The following is a 17,590-nucleotide window of genomic DNA, read 5'->3' on the forward strand; positions in this document are numbered from 1 at the left end:
ATACAAGATTCTACATAAATTTCACACTGGAATTTTAGTAATAATTTTATTTTTTAACAATGAAAAAATATATGAAATGTCTAGAATTCTTTGGATGATGTATGGAGTTCAAAATATGATAATAAGCGCCCGCTATGATCAACTTCATGAGTATATATAAACCCGAGCTTTCGTAAAAGTTTTTTCGAGCTCTCATTTGCTACTTTAACTCTAGCAATTATTCTTGTTACATTCAAAGTCTCTATTGCATATTTAATGGAAGCCTCTGCTGCTTCTAATGCATACCCATTCCTCCAATGTTCTGGGTCAAGAAGATACATAATTTCTATTTCACCTGTTTCATCTACCTTTCTTAAACCACAATGTCCTAAAATCTTTCCTGTTTCACTATTAAATAACAACCATACCCCGAAGTCATACTGTTCCCAATGTAAGATAAGTTGCCCAATATAATCATTTGTTTCTTCCTTCGACATTCCTCTTGATTTAGCCAGCCATTTGCCAACAGTATCTTTTTTTAATATGTTATAAAACTGATCAATATCTTCTACAATTGGTTTCCTCATAAATAATCTTTTTGTATAAATTACTTTCTCTTCTTCAAACATAGACATCATTTTCCCTCCAAATACTGTTTACAGACTAATAAATTATACCATGAACTATTTTTCTAACTTTAAATAAGAAAAAACAGACTATCACATACGTGAAGTCTGTTTCCCCATTCTTTTATTTTTGTAAATCTGCCCATTTTAAACTTGTAGCTGGACCAAATTGATGTACATATAAATCTTTCACATATGGTTTTTGTAAGTAAGATAATCCACGCTGGAATACCGGTGCAATTACTGCATCATCAAGTAGCATTTTTTCAGCATCTTGCATTGCTTTCCAACGAGCCTTTTCATCATTACCTAATTCTGTTTTAATCTTCTTAATTAATGCATCATATTCTGGATTTGCATATTCTGTATTATTAACACTGCTTCCAGAAAGGAATACTTCTAAGTAAGTCATTGGATCTGGATAATCTGGTAACCAGCGTGATAACGACATTTCATATTCTTTCTTCTTCTCAAGTGCTAATTTTTGCGTATGCGGCTGTAATTTCACATTCACTTTTAATCCTGGTAAGTTTTTCTCAAGCTGCTCTTTAATGTACTCTCCAACTTTTTTAAAGTTTTCTAAGTCATAATTTAATAATTCTAAAGTCACTTCATTTGTACCTGTCTCTTGTTTTGCTTTCTCCCAATATTCCTTCGCCTGTTTTACATTTGTCTTATTAAACTCACCAGACGTACTTCTAAAATCTTTCTTATCTGGGCCCTTTAAAAATCCTTTTGGTACGTAATAGTTCGCTGCAACCGATCCATCATTTAAAAATGAATCTGCGAGTCCCTTCTTATCAAAAACTGTACTTAGCGCAAGACGTGCATTTTTATTTTTAAGAATCGGTACATTTTCATTAAATCGGAAGAAGTACATAACTGGATCTGTATATTGTTTTAGCTCTTTATTATTTTTATATTTATCTACGAATTCTGTAGAAATAACAGCTCTATCAACTTTATCTGTTTCATATAAATTTACCGCAGTTGAAATTTCTTTTACAATTTGATAGTTTACTTCATCTAACTTCACTTCTTTTTTATCCCAATACTTATCGTTTTTCTTCATTGTAAAGCTAGCTTCATGCTTCCACTCTGATAATGTAAACGGTCCATTATATACCGCTTTATTTGCTTCTAATCCATATTTATCACCTTGCTCTTTCGCATATTTTTCGTTAATTGGATAGAAGGATGGTAAAATTAATAATTTCGTAAAATACGGTACAGGATGTTCTAGCTCTACGACGAATGTTTTATCATCCTTCGCTTTTACTCCTAATTCATCTAGACCTAGTTGTTTTTTATTTATCTTCTCAGCATTTTTTACATCGTACGCAATGTATGCATATTGAGAAGCTGTATCTGGATTAATCAATTGCTTCCAAGCGTATACGTAATCATGGGCGGTTACTGGATCTCCGTTAGACCATTTCGCATCACGCAATTGGAATGTATATGTCTTTCCATCTTTACTCACTTCATATTTTTGTGCGCCGGCTTCAATTTCTTCATCATTTTTCGATAGACGAAATAGTCCTTCCATTACGTTATTTAAAACGTTAAACGAGACTGCATCTGTTACTTTCCCTGAATTTAACGACGGAATTTCACCCGTTTCTAGTAACTGTAATACTTTCTTCTCATCTTTGGGCTTTGTTGCAGTTTTTTCTTTTGCGCAGCCAACTAAAAATGAAGAAACTAATAGAGTACTAACTAATGAGTAACGAACAACTTTTTTCATTTAAAAACCCCCTCTATTTTTAAGGTAAGTAACGACGAGCACCAGCGTATTCTTCTATATATCCTGGTGTATTTAGCGGTATAATCTCTACCGATCTTTCAGCTCTTGGTGAGTGAATCATATTGCCATCACCAATATACATTGCGACGTGATGGACACTACCTTTCCCTTGATCATGTGCAAAGAAAATTAAATCTCCTTTTTGTAGATTTTCTTTATCAACTGCAACTCCTGCTCTTGATTGCGGTCCAGAATCTCGCGGAATTGTAATGCCGTGCGATTTATAGATCGTATGCGTGAAGCCAGAGCAATCAAATCCAAAACCACTTGTACCAGCCCATATATACGGTAATCCTAAAAACATTTTCCCTGTGTTAATTAAATCATCGGCCGCCGGAGTTGGAATATCAGTTTGAGATTGGTAAACTGTTCCATCATTTTTACGTATCCATGCTTTTTGCCCATTTGGCAACAATACACGGTATGAAATTGTGTCTTCACTTAATAGCGGCAGTCTTGTATTATAACTGACTTCAAGTGATTTATGTTTTTCAGAAGGGTTTATATATAAAATAGCTGTTGGTTTGGTTATTAAGACAAAAGGTTCATTTGTTTTATCTGCAAATTCTTGATTATATGTTAATTGTTTTTCAGGCATCCAGCCCGGATAACCTTCTTCATTTCGGGGTGTTGGCTGTCCATGCACTAATACCTTCACCCATTCGCCTTTCTTATCAATAACAGTTACTTCTTGACCGAGTAACGCTTGTGTTTCTAATTTATTTGCATTTGTTAACCATAGTTTCTCGTCAAGTGTCATTGATTTCGTCCATTTCCATAGATCCACTGGATTTGTTGTACTCGGTGTATCGATTGGCCTTAATGAATCAGGTACTGTCCATAACGTTGCAGCAGATACATCTATAAATGCTTTATTATCCTTCTTTTCTTCAGCATTTGCCAATGTAAACGATGAAAATATAAATAAAGTTGTTAAAAATGCAGTTCCTACTTTTTTCATATTTATCCCCCTTAAAAGATAGTTTACTAGTCTCTTCTCCTAAGACTTACTATTCACTGTCGATTGAAGGTTTACCTTTGATCCAGAATAAGTCATTCCTTCTGGCTCTTCCATTAACCAAAGCGGTGCATCAAGATCAAAATAATGAATATTAGGATGCGCTGCCGCTAAATGCGCAACAGCACTAACGGAAAGTGAAGATTCCATCATGCTGCCCACCATACACTTCACACCAGCTGTTTCTGCGATATCTGCAATACGCCATGCTTCACGTATACCACCACATTTCATTAATTTAATATTAATGAAGTCTGCATATCTTCCTTGAACGAGCTTTAATGCGTCACTTGCTGAAAATATACTTTCATCGGCCATAATTGGCGTTTGCACACGATCTTTGACATACTTTAGCCCATCCCAATCTTTCGCATGTACTGGTTGTTCAATAAATTCTATATTTAAATTACGATTTTCCATTTCTTGAATAATAGAGACCGCTTCTTTTGGACTCCAACCTTGATTCGCATCTAAACGTAATATCGTATTTCTTGGTACCACATTTCGAATTGCCTCAATACGTTCCAAATCTAAATGCGCCTCTTTACCCACTTTAATCTTTAATGTTTGAAATCCTTTTTCTATATGTTTCTTCGCTTCTTTTGCCATTAATACAGGCTCATCCACACTCACTGTAATATCGGTATGAATTTCTTTCTTCCCGCCTAACAAGGCATATAACGGCACATTTTGATATTGGCAATATACATCATATAAAGCGATATCTACCGCTGCTTTCGCACTTGAATTTCCAATACAACTCATTTGAATGCCCTGTAGTAACTGCTGAAACTGAATGATATTTTGACCAATTAAACATGAACGCATCGGTCCTAAAATCGCTTCTTCCATTCCGCTGGTGAAATCCCCCGTAATAACTGGCGTTGCGGCTGCAGCCCCCTTACCAATCACTCCTTCGTCTGTATGAATATAAACATCTATACTTTCAATTTCTGTTACAGTACGAAGCGCGGTTTTAAACGGTGTATGCAGTTTTACACGTCTACGATTTACTTTTACATCTGTAATTTTCATTTTGTTCATCCTTTCATTCTCCAATGAAGTGAAATTTTAATCCACCGGAGATTTATACCCACGGATTATTAGGTAAACCTATTGGGCATTTACTCTTCTATCTCTCTACTTTGTTTTCGTTTACTTTTGATGTAGGACGATAATGTGAAATAAAAAAATCCAGCCATAAGAATGATTCTTACGGCTGGATTTTGTCTATGATTGAGTAGACAAAGCAGCAATCTGATTATATTTTTTCTGTGCATCTTTTAGCGCTACAAGTAACGCTTTTTGAGAAGAACCGAAATATCGGTTCTTTACTTCCATTACTAACGCCGGGTCATTTATATTTTTATGTAGAAATAAATATTTAACAAATTGAGATGTTAATGCAATTGTCGCTGAGCAGTCTGCATCTACAATTTCCCCTGTATCCTTAACAAGTATAAATGCTACGAAATAGCTTTTAAACTTTTCAGTAATGGGATTATTTTGAGGTGCTTTCGCATCCCCTACGATATAAATTGTATTTGAGGCGTACACAGCTATCTTCCTTTCTTATACGAGGATAACGGGTTTCTTAATAGTCGTATGAGCGAGGAACTCAACGTTGATTAAAAAATGTATCCGCTTACCTTGTATTATAATATAATTGACAGAATTTTAACAACATTTATTTTAGTGCATATTCCATATTTATGAAAATAGCTTAAACTCTTCATTTCTACAATATGTGATTGTTCCTTGTACCATGACATTCATACATAAAAAACTGCACCCCCAATTGTTAGACGGTGTCTAACAATTGGGGGTGCAGTTCAATGGCTAACTGTTTTTATTACTTTGGCATCACAAATATAGTTTCATTTGACTTAGAAAATTGATACTCTTTTCTCGCTAACTTCAAAATTTCTTCCTCATCGTCTGTTAAATTTTCTATGTTAGTCTTTAAAGAATCTTTATCTTTCTTTAAAGATACTAATTGCTTCTTTTGATCCGTAATCGTATCTTTCTTTTTATCAATTACTTCTTGTTGTTTCGTTAAAATATATTGAACATATAGAGTAGTTGCCGCAATAAAAAGGACCATTAAAATAAGTCGCCTTAACTTCTTTTTATTTATCCTACGCTTGTCACTAGGTTGTGATAATTGCTCTGGTATATTAGGAACATTTACTCGCTCGAGTTTCCTCATTCAAATCCCCCTAACCCATATTTTTCACTACCATCGGCACGTTTTCTTACTAAACTAAATTCTATTCTTATAAAATAAACTCCTTCACAAAAATATCCCATAAATTAACCAATTAAAGATAGCATTCGACGACATTTCCATATTTACACCGATTTTTTTTATACATGCTGCTATAAAATAGTAGTTTCTGTAATTCTTTTTCTACTATTGTAGAAGAGTTTTTTCACACACAAAATTCCTTCCCCACATATCCATGTTATAACATGCTTACAAGGAGGGGGAATATGTATTACCGCACATTAGGTAAAACTGGAATAACTGTTTCTGAAATAGGTTTTGGCGCATGGGCAATCGGTGGTGATGAATGGGGACCTGTTAACGATAAACAATCTATAACCGCTATAAAAAAAGCAATTGAGTGTGGTGTGAATTTTATTGATACTGCGGATGTGTATGGTTTAGGACATAGTGAAAAGTTGGTAGCTACCGCGATTAAAGGACATCGTAATGATATTATCCTATCAACGAAAGGTGGTTTAATCGGACATCACTACGACCCTAATGGAGTTCCTGTATATGATACTCCCGAAAAAATCATCGCCGTATTCGAAACAAGTTTACAACGTCTTCAAACAGATTATATTGATCTTTATTTTTGTCATATTTGGTGGCATAATCGTAGAGAAACAGAAGCATTTCTACGTGCATTTGACATATTAAAACGTGATGGCAAAGTAAGAGCAGTCGGTGTTTCGACTCATGATTTACAATACATTCATCATTTCAATAACAACAACGAAATTGATATCGTACAACTTGATTACAATATATTAAATCGAAAACCAGAAAAAGATATATTACCATTCTTACAAGAGAAAAATCTAGGAGCTGTTATTCGTGGTCCATTAAAAATGGGCATTTTAACTGGAAAATTCACAAATAAAACAATTTTTCCAGATGGAGATTTACGCAAAGATTGGCCAAATGAAACTTGGTTTCAAGAAGACTTACAAACCGTAGAGAAACTTCGGCTGCTCTCAAATAAAAATCAGACCCTAGGGCAACTTGCACTTCGCTATGTACTCTCTCATCCGGCAGTAAGTGTTGTAATTCCTGGTGCAAAAACAGGAACACAAGCACAAGAAAATGCAAATGCATCTGTTCGCCCTATTTTGAGTGATGAAGAGCTTAACTATATTCATTCAATATAAAAAGCCCAATCCGGGCTTTTTAATTTGGCAAACTAATATCATACTCCATTCGCTTCGCTGTGTCCTCCGCAACATGCACACCTAACAAGTTTTTCACAATATGAAATGCCATATTAATTCCAGCTGAAATTCCGGCAGATGTTATAATATGTCCTTCATCTACAAACTTTACATTTTCTATAACTTCAACATTTTGAAACTCATTTTTAAACTTTTCAATACTAGCCCAATGTGTTGTTGCTTTTAAACCTTCCAGTAAACCTGCTTTCGCCAGTAATAGCGCTCCTGTACAAACTGAAGTCATCAGCTTTACTTCTTTCATTTGTTGGCGAATCCATTTTATTACTATTTCATTTTTTATTTCATATTTTCTAGCACCTAGCCCACCCGGAATTATTAAAATATCCACTGGTGGTAAATTTTCAATACTATAATCTGGCTGTACCTTCAATCCATTCCTTGCTGTAATCATTTCCCCATTCTCGCTAACTGTATAAACAGTAAATGTTTTTTCTTCATTCACCTCAGTTACAGAAAAAACTTCAAATGGCCCTGCAAAGTCTAACACTTCTACTTCATTAAATAAAAATATACCAACACTCCATTTATTCATCATAAGTTCACTTCCTGTTTCAAATGATGTAAAAGGTGATTATATCCTTTTTCTAATGCAATATCATACGCTGTTTTCCCATCATTTTTCTTAATCATCTTATTAGCTCCATTTTTAAGGAGCAACATAATTATTTCTTCATTTCCTAATAATGCTGCTTCGTGGAGTCCTGTCCAGCCACCACTTTGCATAATATTTACATCTGATTCTTTTTCAATTAAGAAAGCGACAAGTTCACTTTGCTTGTTCGCAATTGCCGCTTGCAAAGGTGTATTTTCATTTTCGTTTTTCGCTCTACTATGTATATCTGCACCGCTTTCTAAAAGAAAACTCGCTATTTCTTTCTGTCCAAAATAAGCTGCTAAATGAAGTGGTATCCAGCCATCTTCACTACATTCGTTAACAATACTTGGACTCGCCTTTATAAACTTCACTACTTTTTCCTTATTACCACTTATAACAGCTTGTGCTATTGATTGTAAATGCTCCATAATAATCTCCCATCCTTCAAAATATTTAAGCATCTCCTTCTACATGTTCTATTAATTATTATATTTTCCTTTTAAAATCTTAAGTTTACATAATAATATTATATATATTACTTTTTTGTGCTTAATGGCTGAATAGCAATAATGTTAAAAATACTGCCTTTAAACAATGAAGACCATGATTTCATTAGAGTTACTGAAAAAGCAAGCAAAAAACTATACACATAGTTTTCATCATATTTGTTCAGTTTCATGAACTAAAACAGGTAATGTTTATTCTGCTATTTATGCTTTCAACATATCAAATAATATTATTCCAATAAAAAAACAATCCCTTTTTAAAATGGATTGTTTTTTTATTTCTTTTTTATACTGTTTATTTTATTTTTGTATTTTCAATGATGAAATAATTACATTTACAAAAATGAAACACTACTATCTTAACCCCTCTTATAGTGAATTTTTCGTTTGAAAACAAAAAATTCACTTCCACCTTACGATTGAAAAAACATATGTAAAAGTCTCTAAAACAGCTGCCTTATCATACTAATCTATAGCAATTCTGTCTTCTTCCCTTACCTGTTTCCTTTAACACATACGATTTTAAAACTAGCGCCGTTAATGAATCTGTTAATGTTTTATATGATAAATTTGATAATGCCAATAGATCGTTCGTATATAGCATTCTATGCTTCTCTAATAATAATAGTACTAATCGTTCAGACGGTTTTAATGCCTCATCACTTTCTAGTATAAAGTCTATATTTTTCATTTCTCTAATTATTACTCCTTATATAAAAAAATACTTTAGACGCTTATTTAATATAAAAATAATACATAACAAAATTATAAATATATTAAAATAGCACCATCTAAAAACACTATTATACTATAACATAGAAGTAGTGTTTCCCCAAATAGGAAATGCTTTTTTATATCGCTTATAAGATTCTTGCAAACCTACATAATATTTTGTACCATTACCCGCCAAGTTTTCTTCTAATTTCGCTGCCCATCCTGATGTATTTGTAATCAATGAAGTTCTTCTAAATTTATAAACAAATAAAAAACGGTTCGTCTATCATGCCCTAAACATGAATGACAACCGTTTTCCAGCTTCTTCTTAATTAACATGTTCTATCTTAAATATTTCTTGCAATATGCGGCTTACTGTAATGACTTGTTCCACCGCCACCAACTACTACTTTACCGCCTTTTTCAAAAATTAATAATTTACTTGAACCATCTGCAAGAAGCACTATTACTTCAGCATTATTACTTGTTGCTACATAAATTACATAACCACTCTTTGATATACAAGTTTCCCAATTCGAATCAAATTCTGATCTTACTACACGATTTGAATACACTTGATTTTCAATTCTATCTTGTTCTACGTTTTCCAAATTGATTCCTCCCACTTCACTAAAATAGCATTTATAGGAAAATAACAGCCCTATATAAAATAGTAGCCGACTTTAACATAAATAGTATATGTAATTAGTAGGAGAATGCTTGGACAACGAAAACGAAATAGACTTCAAAAATTTCACAATTGAAACTTCTCTTTAATCATTTCCGCTACTTCTTTTGCACTCAAATACGTGTTATTAATTTTTATATACTCTTCTTTTTCAATTTCACCATGAAGAGAGTTTAATCTATGCTTTTTCATCGTTTCTTTCAAATTATTTTCAGACCACTCAATATCTCTTTTTTTCGGTTTATGTTCTAATCTATTCGGGCTTTTATTTCGTTCTAATCTTTCATCTAATTCCGCTTCCAGCTCTACAAAATACACTGTTCCACCTTTTGATTCAAAAATACTTTCTACATGATGTATATAATCCCAATCCGCTTGGAGGTCAAATGCCCATATATACGTAAAAATCATTCCAGATAAATCACTTTTAGATACTTCTTCAAATATTTCATTACGAAATAAACTTACTAGTCTTTTTGCTTCTTTCGTACTGTAATCAAAAATTGGACTTACTAAATCAATTGTCATGTGGTTATGAAAAAGTTTTAAACCGGTTAATGTTGCTAATTCTTGCCCCACTGTCATTTTTCCAACTGCTTGTGGGCCAAATATTAATATAAGTTTCATTTATTTCCCTCCAATCTTTCTCTATAAACCATTACATAAAATAAAAAATAAGGCAGCCGATTTTAAATCGATTGCCTTATTTTTTATTCATAGTTTTAGTTCTATTCTTTTCGCACAGCTTCAAAAGTAATCATTTGATTTGCATTTGACGGTTCTTTTTCATAATCATATTCAGCAGAGCACGTAATATTAGAGAAACCTATACTTTCTAAAAGAAGTTTAAACTCTTCTATTCCATACCAGCGCAGCGCAAAGCGTTGTAGTTCTGTTTGTAATAACTGTCCTTTACTCCACTTTTCATATTTCAAATATGATACAGTAACTTGGTTCAGCCAATCTATTTCAATTGATTTATTTTCTAATGTGATTCCGTCTCCACTCGGCAAAGAGAAAGTCGATGTATGAATTTCCCCAGTCTTCCAGTCATGCGGAAGCATAATATCTACGATTAATCGTCCATCTGGATTAAGATGTTCATAAAAACATTTCAATGCATTTATAGAATCCACACGATTTTCAATTAAACAAAAAGATCCAGTAGGAATGATAATTGCGTCATATTTATGCGGAAGTGAAAATTGTTGCAAGCTTCCTTCATATAAATTAGGATGTAAGCCTCTCTCTTTACAGCGCTTACGGCAAGAATCTAGCATTTCAGGTGAATAATCTATCCCATCCACTTTAAAACCAGCCTCTAGAAGCGGAATGATGACACGTCCTGAACCTACTGCGGCTTCGAGGATTCTTCCTCTACAATCTTTTAAACGTTTTTTGTAATACTCAATATCACCATTTAAAGAATAACCGACTGGTTTTGTGTAATCATACAGTTCTGTACAAAGTGTACTATAAAAGCTAAACATTTATTTTCTCCTCCGTTTTTACGTACGGAAGATTTCAATTCAACTAATCTTCCTGCACCTCTGATTTTAATGATATTTCGAAAGAGCTGACTGTCATAATATATCACTCACTTTCCATAGAATATAATGATATTGTATTACATAACCTTCCAATTTTAAATATAAAAATTAAAAATTCAGACTACAAATTAAAGAGCTTACTTTAGTAAGCTCTTTAGAAAAAATATTTATTTCACAATCGGCAATGTCACTTCACTTAATTTCACTGTAAGTTTCGTGCCAGCTTTCGGTCTAATTGTATAATCATAATCACTTGCAATTAAAACAACTCCGATTTGATGCCCCGCTTTAAATACATAATCATCTGGCTGCATGTCCCATGTAAATGTATAATCTTTGCCCGGTTGAATCGCTGTTGAATTTTCTATACTCTTTAAGTTTTGTGGATCCATCCAGCCTCTCGTTACGATTTCCGGCTTCGCTCCTCCATAGTCAACAAGTAATGCTGTTAAATTTGATACAGATCGATCAATATTTCCTGTAATTGAAATCTTTGGTGTACCACTTATACGCGTATCTTTTTGCAGTACAGGCATTGTATATACTAATCGATTTGCTACTTCTAATTCTGGGTTTGCTACTAATTGGTTTGATTTCATTTGTGCATCATCTAAGAATGAGAAAACTTTATTAGCCGATCCCATACTTAATGGCAAATTGACTAATTTATTACTTAAATACATACGGATTTTTGAAGGTACAGCTGATGGATCTGGCCAATTTTTTATCTTTTGCCACGTTTTATTTTCTCTTTGCACATCAACCATTGGTTCATCCATAATTCCATTTTCAATTCCGTATAACCAATAATCTAACCATTTATTTTGTGTTTGCTGCCAGTTATTACTTGATGTCCCACCGTGACCACCTTGATGTAGCCACATTTTACGAGGAACATTATTTTCTCCAAGTGCTTCCCACCATTGCGCGAACTGTTTTGTTTTAACATTCCAATCGTTTAAACCATGAACAACAAATACACTCGCTTTTACATTTTTAGCATCTTTTACATAGTTACGTTTATCCCAAAAATCATTATAATTACCTGTTTTTCTGTCTTGTCCAGCCGTTAACTCTTTTATAACTTGTCCGCAAACTTCAGGGTTTTCCCTTGTCAGTACTGCTTCTGCCATATTATCTGTATCTTCCCCTTGATATCCGCCTGGAGCAATGACTGCACCATTTGCACGATAATAATCATACCAACTACTAATTGCTGCGATTGGAATAATTGTTTTTAAACCTTCGACTCCAGTAGTCGCAACAGCATTTGGTAAAGTACCATTATAGGAAACTCCAGTCATACCTACATTTCCTGTAGACCAATTTGCCTGAACTTCCTCACCCTGTTCTGTAAATGCTTTCGCGCGACCGTTTACCCAATCAATAACAGATTTTGTCCCGAGTATCTCTTGTTCATCTCCAGTTGTAGGGCATCCATCTGATTTTCCAGTACCGATACTTTCGCCTAGAATAACTGCATAACCTCTTGGCACGTAATAGTTCCCATACGAACCAAGATTAACCGCTCCATACGGTTTTCCTTCATACGCATACAATTCTTCATCTACATTATATACAGGAACATCTTTTAATCCAGATCGATATGGACTCATTTCATAAATAACAGGAACTTTCACATTCGGATCTGTCTTTGGACGCATAACTTTTATCGATACTCTGTCTTTCTTACCGTCTCGATCACTATCAACTTCTGTCTCTACATATAAATTTTCGATAATAGCTTCATCGAGAGAATAAATCGGTTTTGTCATCCCATTTTCTAATTCAATTTTCGTACTTTTAGTCTCTTCCTTCTTCTCTGCATGCACATCCATAGTAAAGCTAGGTATAATTGTTGCAGATAGCATTGCTGACAGTGTAATTGCCATTTTCTTTTTACTCAAAATCTTCCCTCCCCTTATTCGTTCTCTTTTACTATATAACAAAATAACTGAAAATTCAGTTTTATTTTATATAAAAGTTGAGAAACTCAAAGATTTCTTATTAAGTAAAATTTAATGCAGGTATGAAAGTATTTTCCCACTTCCTCCTTCTTTATAAAGTGAAACTTTAATCAGCCCTCACCAATTGGGCGTTTACGATCAGCAGGGCCACTTCTTTGCTTTAATTTTGAGGTGGGGTCTTACTGCCCGGCAAATAGCGGGATAAATAGAGAAAAAGACAACCGATATTTCTATCGCTTGCCTTACATTCCATTTATTATTTTTCTAACTCTTTAAAGGTATCTTTCAAGTCTTTATCAGATACCTTTATATCTGCATTTTTAAGCAGTTCTCTAGTAACTTGTTGATGGAATTGAGGATCTTGTATACGTTGCTGTTCTAATTCTTTACGAATATTCTCTTTCTCTTCCTCATACGGTTTAAGCTCTTTTTTATCCGTTAGCTTAATAATATGATATCCGAAAGAAGATTTAACAGGTTCACTCAATTGACCAACTTCTAACTTATACGCAGCATCCTCAAATTCTTTCACCATCATACCAGGTCCAAATTCAGATAGTTCCCCACCTTTTTCTTTAGAACCTGGATCCTCTGAATATTGTTTAGCCAATGCCGCGAAATCTTCGCCACTATTTAATTTTTCTTTAATTTCTTTTGCTGTCTTTTCATCTTTTACTAAAATATGGCTAACTTGAAGCTTTGGCTTATAATGATCTTTAATATCTTTTTCCGTTACGGTTGCTTTAATAGCTTTTTCAAAAGCAAAAGTAAGCTTTAATTTCTCTTTCAACTGATCTTCATTTTTCACACCATTGGATTCCATATATGTATTAAAATTATCGCCCATCTTGTCTTTTAATTCTTTTAGTTGTTTCGTTACCTCTTCATCCGTAACTTTATATTTATCATTTAATACTTTTTCTACTACCATTTCAGATAAATTCTGTTTACCGTAGTTTTCTTTTAATTTTTTGTTAAAATCACTTTCTGAAATGCTTCCTGATTTTGTCGTTACAATATTATCTGATGAACCACATGCAGATAAAGATAACGTCATACCCATTAAAATGCTACCAATTACTAATTTCTTTCTTTTCAAATCTGAATACCTCACTTCATTAAATTCAAATATAACTATTTAAATATAACGTTTTCCTGTGAACTTCACGTGAATTTAATGAAAGTAGAACATTTGCTAATTCTCCATTTAATACATCAATTTTGAAAATTATGGTGATTCATCCTGTATCGCTAATCTCTAAAGCTGCAAAAAGGACTAATATTTTCATTAGTCCTTTTTCACATTTATATAAAATTGAATTTCTCCATCTATAGAGGAAACTCCATATTCAAAACCATGCCTTTCTAAAATACTTTTCACTATCGCTAAACCTAATCCTGTACCTGATTTTTCTTTACTACGAGAAGATTCTAGTACATAAAAAGGCTCCCAAATTTTCTCGATATCCTTAATTTTATCCGTAGGAATGCCATTTTTTATTTGGAAATATATACTTTTATTTCTATCTTCTAATGTAATTATTATGTTTTGATTTGCTGTATATTTTATCGCATTAGAAATTAAATTTTGAAACACCATTCTCATTTTATTTAAATCTGCATAAACGATTGTATCGCCCGCATTACAATTTACTTGCAAGTTAATTTCTTTCGAATCCAGTTCAATCTGATGCTTATCTAATATACTCTGGACCAGTGGTTCAATGGGGAATTCTTCTTTTTGTAAAATATCTCTTTCTAGTTTAGAAAATCGTAATAATTCTTCAATTAAGTTTGATATTTGATCTGTTTGTTTAATAATTGTATCTACATAAGTCCCATCATCTAATCCATCTTTAATCCCCATAGAGTATGCTTTTACTAATGCGATCGGTGTCTTTAATTCATGCGTTACATCACCCATAAATCGTTTTAAATGTTCATTACGATAAGTTAAGTCTTGATGTGCTTCATGTAGTTTTTCACTCATGATATTAATACTATTGGCCAACTCTCCTATTTCATCATTCGTTTTCACTTTCGTTCTTTTAAACTGCAAATGTGAAATATCCTGAGCCACATCACTTAACTCTTTCAGTGGTGTCGTTATTATTTTTGAAAGTATCCACACAAGTAAAATAATAAGAAGGAGCGAGAAACATAGGATATATAAGTAAAATGTATTTAACGTATTTATAATTTCATTTGAATTCGCAATGGAAGTCCCAATTAAAATTATCGTATCATCTTTCGCAATATATTTAGCAAAAAAACTCGCTTTTACCTTTCCTTGATCGTACAGTTTATTCGATTGCCCTTCCGTCTTCACTTTCATAACTTCGTCTTTCGTAATCCAAAGCTTATTTAACGTTACTTTCTTTTTCGTAAGTTGCATGCGTAACGCGTCGTTCATAGCATCTTCTGACTGATTAATTGGCGTATACGCAATTGTAACATTATTTTCACTTTCAATTGTATGAATAACATCTTCTAAATCATTGACTGGCGCATTTTGTATTTGAGTTGTAAATTCATTTAAGTTTTCACGTGTTTTATAAATATTATATTTCGGCAGGAGAAAGTTAATTAATAATAAAGAAATTGTAAATATAAGAATAACGGTTAAAGAAATGCTGAGAAATAGCTTTTTCCCAAGTTTATTCACTTTGTTCCTCCAAACTATAACCCAGCCCACGATGCGTCTTAATAATATTTTCTCCAATTTTTTTACGCAGCCTTCTTACATGTGTATCAACCGTTCTCTCTTCTCCAAAATAGTCAAATCCCCATACAATGTCTAACAATTTTTTACGAGTTAAAATAGTTCCTTTATGATTTAAAAAGCATTTTATTAATTCGAGCTCTGTTTTTGTAATTTCTAACTCTATATCATTTTTATATACTTTATTTTTGGCGAAATTTATCTTTACATCTTGTACTTGAATAATATCATCATGCTGAATAAGTTTTTTCGCTCGTGTAATTAGTACTCCTGGATGAAATGGTTTTTTTACGTACTCATCTGCCCCACTTTGAAGCGCTGCTAATTCATCTTCACTTTCACTTTTCGCCGTAAGCATTAATACTTTTACGCTTGAATTCTTTTTTATTTCCTGACAGACAGTAATACCACTATGTTTCGGCATCATCCAATCCAAAATAGCTAAATCAATTTTTTCATCATAAAATATTTGAAGTGCTTCCTCTCCGTCTTTCGCTAATAATACTTCAAAGCCTTCTTTTTCAAAATAAGCTTTTAAAATCCTTAACATATCTTGTTCGTCATCTGCAATTAAAACTTTCATATTTTTTCCTCCATTGCTTTTAAACAAAAACCAATTGTATCATACAACATCTTTGTTACATGAATGTGACAGAAAAATATTTAAAGCTTTTGAGGGGATAGTAATGGTGAGGTGTTGTACTATGATAAAAAAAATCGGGGTCATTTCTCTTCTTCTATTTCTATTATCAACAAATGCGTTCGCAAATACAAATCAACAAATTGAAGTATTTGATTGTCAAAAAGAAATGGTCATTCAAAAACAATCTTTAGATCCAGTAATCCAAAAAGACGCAGTTCAATACGCTAAATCAATTACTGGTCCATTTAAAAACTTAAATGTCGTTCCAAAAGATGGCTATATGATAAAAATCCCTTTATCTAAGCCGGTTTCTATTACTAATCAATGGTTACACACTACAATAGACGAAGTACTTATACTGCTCCCACTAAATGAAAAGCCTTATATTATGCTTTATGATGATGAAAATAATCCGCATTTTTATTATGTAAAAGGTAAACCAGGATTATTATTGAAACAAATGAAGGTTAAAACATAATTGACTGAAAAGGAGTCACCTTATAAGCTAAATTTTAAAAGCTAAGGTGCTCTTTTTTATAATAACAATTTAGTAAATGAAATTATAAAAGTTGTTTTTTAATATAAGGATCGCAACTTCATATATCAGCGATTTTTAAGATATATCGATTTACCAACAAAAAACCTGTTCGTAGCTATTATTTGGATAGCAATCTCTATAATAGTTTGTAGTGACTCGATCCCTTATATAATCCCCCTTTTACAAATCCATTCGCAGTATAAAACACATCCCCTTGCTTCGTGTCAGTATGTAAAACAATCACTTCAAAATACTTTTCCGCATGACATAATAGTTGGTTTAATAATAAGTTCCCTAACCCTAAACGCCGATAATCCCTTGAAATATAAAATCTCCTTAACCGCCCAATCTTATTGTCTTTTGTGTACGGATCCTCATTTAAACCTCCAACTCCAATTAACATATCACCTTGGAAAACACCATATAAACATTCTCCAGTTTTATTGAATACATTTATTTTGTTTTTATATTCATTTATTAGCCTTATAAGGAAATTAAAACCTTCTTCTTCACTGTCTTGAACGAGATGACTGAATTCATATTCCATTAAATTTTCTATTTGTTGAATATGTATATCTTTCAAGTCCATTCCCCCTAAGTATGAAAATACATAAAAATGCTCGAGAATCATTTATTCTGAGCATTTTTATGGTTGTTACTTTATGTAATTTATAGCGTGCGTATTCTTCACTTCATATGTAAACCGATAATACAGTTGATTAATTTTATTATGAAA

The 17,590-nt window shown here is 32.8% G+C and carries 20 protein-coding genes; 2 read left to right on the plus strand and 18 right to left on the minus strand.

Going from position 1 to position 17,590, the window contains the following annotated elements; all coding sequences use genetic code 11:
• Positions 1 to 80 precede the first annotated feature (80 nt).
• The 6 genes from BHV55_RS14110 to BHV55_RS14135 form a co-directional block, all read right to left on the minus strand.
• The gene (locus BHV55_RS14110; RefSeq protein WP_139147424.1) at positions 81 to 614 is read right to left on the minus strand and encodes a GNAT family N-acetyltransferase; all 534 of its coding nucleotides are present in this window, start codon (positions 612 to 614) and stop codon (positions 81 to 83) included.
• A gap of 115 nt (positions 615 to 729) precedes the next feature.
• On the minus strand, positions 730 to 2,352 hold the full coding sequence (locus BHV55_RS14115; RefSeq protein WP_000758254.1) for a peptide ABC transporter substrate-binding protein: 1,623 nt from the start codon (positions 2,350 to 2,352) through the stop codon (positions 730 to 732).
• A gap of 19 nt (positions 2,353 to 2,371) precedes the next feature.
• Positions 2,372 to 3,373, minus strand: coding sequence for a C40 family peptidase (locus tag BHV55_RS14120; protein ID WP_046392812.1), 1,002 nt, complete (start codon positions 3,371 to 3,373; stop codon positions 2,372 to 2,374).
• Positions 3,374 to 3,412: 39 nt separating this feature from the next.
• Positions 3,413 to 4,474, minus strand: coding sequence for a dipeptide epimerase (locus tag BHV55_RS14125; RefSeq protein ID WP_001038458.1), 1,062 nt, complete (start codon positions 4,472 to 4,474; stop codon positions 3,413 to 3,415).
• A 186-nt stretch (positions 4,475 to 4,660) separates the two neighbouring features.
• Positions 4,661 to 4,987: a DUF3870 domain-containing protein gene (locus BHV55_RS14130; protein WP_000271312.1), complete on the minus strand. Its 327-nt coding sequence runs from the start codon at positions 4,985 to 4,987 to the stop codon at positions 4,661 to 4,663.
• Positions 4,988 to 5,282: 295 nt separating this feature from the next.
• Positions 5,283 to 5,639, minus strand: a complete 357-nt coding sequence (locus BHV55_RS14135) for an FtsB family cell division protein (protein ID WP_001228371.1) — start codon at positions 5,637 to 5,639, stop codon at positions 5,283 to 5,285.
• A 284-nt stretch (positions 5,640 to 5,923) separates the two neighbouring features.
• On the opposite strand from BHV55_RS14135, the gene BHV55_RS14140 reads away from it, so the two are divergent.
• Positions 5,924 to 6,850: an aldo/keto reductase gene (locus BHV55_RS14140; RefSeq protein WP_070757900.1), complete on the plus strand. Its 927-nt coding sequence runs from the start codon at positions 5,924 to 5,926 to the stop codon at positions 6,848 to 6,850.
• 19 nt (positions 6,851 to 6,869) lie between these two features.
• Here the strand turns inward: BHV55_RS14140 and BHV55_RS14145 are convergent, their stop codons facing one another.
• From BHV55_RS14145 to BHV55_RS14195, 11 genes are all read right to left on the minus strand, one after another.
• Entirely contained in the window at positions 6,870 to 7,466 is a 597-nt protein-coding gene (locus tag BHV55_RS14145; RefSeq protein ID WP_000981432.1) for a DJ-1/PfpI family protein, read from the minus strand.
• Entirely contained in the window at positions 7,463 to 7,954 is a 492-nt protein-coding gene (locus tag BHV55_RS14150; RefSeq protein WP_070757902.1) for an ankyrin repeat domain-containing protein, read from the minus strand. The genes BHV55_RS14145 and BHV55_RS14150 overlap by 4 nt, the downstream gene beginning before the upstream one ends.
• A gap of 538 nt (positions 7,955 to 8,492) precedes the next feature.
• On the minus strand, positions 8,493 to 8,723 hold the full coding sequence (locus BHV55_RS14155; RefSeq protein WP_000789031.1) for a hypothetical protein: 231 nt from the start codon (positions 8,721 to 8,723) through the stop codon (positions 8,493 to 8,495).
• Positions 8,724 to 8,840: 117 nt separating this feature from the next.
• The gene (locus BHV55_RS14160) at positions 8,841 to 8,987 is read right to left on the minus strand and encodes a hypothetical protein (RefSeq protein WP_168369339.1); all 147 of its coding nucleotides are present in this window, start codon (positions 8,985 to 8,987) and stop codon (positions 8,841 to 8,843) included.
• A gap of 106 nt (positions 8,988 to 9,093) precedes the next feature.
• Complete coding sequence (locus BHV55_RS14165; RefSeq protein ID WP_000432429.1) at positions 9,094 to 9,357, minus strand: hypothetical protein; 264 nt, start codon at positions 9,355 to 9,357, stop codon at positions 9,094 to 9,096.
• Positions 9,358 to 9,500: 143 nt separating this feature from the next.
• Entirely contained in the window at positions 9,501 to 10,061 is a 561-nt protein-coding gene (locus BHV55_RS14170; protein ID WP_000767062.1) for an AAA family ATPase, read from the minus strand.
• A 101-nt stretch (positions 10,062 to 10,162) separates the two neighbouring features.
• Positions 10,163 to 10,924, minus strand: coding sequence for a class I SAM-dependent methyltransferase (locus BHV55_RS14175; protein ID WP_070757904.1), 762 nt, complete (start codon positions 10,922 to 10,924; stop codon positions 10,163 to 10,165).
• A 227-nt stretch (positions 10,925 to 11,151) separates the two neighbouring features.
• Entirely contained in the window at positions 11,152 to 12,891 is a 1,740-nt protein-coding gene (locus BHV55_RS14180) for a Xaa-Pro dipeptidyl-peptidase (RefSeq protein WP_000038302.1), read from the minus strand.
• Positions 12,892 to 13,207: 316 nt separating this feature from the next.
• Positions 13,208 to 14,050 carry a peptidylprolyl isomerase PrsA gene (locus BHV55_RS14185; RefSeq protein ID WP_002103226.1) on the minus strand — a complete coding sequence of 281 codons (843 nt, stop codon included), beginning with the start codon at positions 14,048 to 14,050 and terminating at the stop codon, positions 13,208 to 13,210.
• A gap of 189 nt (positions 14,051 to 14,239) precedes the next feature.
• Positions 14,240 to 15,616, minus strand: a complete 1,377-nt coding sequence (locus BHV55_RS14190) for a sensor histidine kinase (RefSeq protein WP_065703891.1) — start codon at positions 15,614 to 15,616, stop codon at positions 14,240 to 14,242.
• A complete protein-coding gene (locus BHV55_RS14195; protein WP_000865979.1) occupies positions 15,609 to 16,256 on the minus strand; it encodes a response regulator transcription factor in 648 nt (215 codons plus the stop codon). The genes BHV55_RS14190 and BHV55_RS14195 overlap by 8 nt, the downstream gene beginning before the upstream one ends.
• Before the next feature lie 121 nt (positions 16,257 to 16,377).
• Here BHV55_RS14195 and BHV55_RS14200 point away from each other — a divergent pair, with 121 nt between their 5' ends.
• Positions 16,378 to 16,794, plus strand: coding sequence for a hypothetical protein (locus BHV55_RS14200; RefSeq protein ID WP_070757906.1), 417 nt, complete (start codon positions 16,378 to 16,380; stop codon positions 16,792 to 16,794).
• Positions 16,795 to 16,990: 196 nt separating this feature from the next.
• On the opposite strand, the gene BHV55_RS14205 is transcribed toward BHV55_RS14200, so the two are convergent.
• Positions 16,991 to 17,485 carry a GNAT family N-acetyltransferase gene (locus BHV55_RS14205; protein ID WP_116269177.1) on the minus strand — a complete coding sequence of 165 codons (495 nt, stop codon included), beginning with the start codon at positions 17,483 to 17,485 and terminating at the stop codon, positions 16,991 to 16,993.
• Positions 17,486 to 17,590 lie beyond the last annotated feature (105 nt).

Source organism: Bacillus sp. RZ2MS9 (assembly GCF_001816185.2).
GTDB classification, from domain to species: Bacteria; Bacillota; Bacilli; order Bacillales; family Bacillaceae_G; genus Bacillus_A; species Bacillus_A cereus.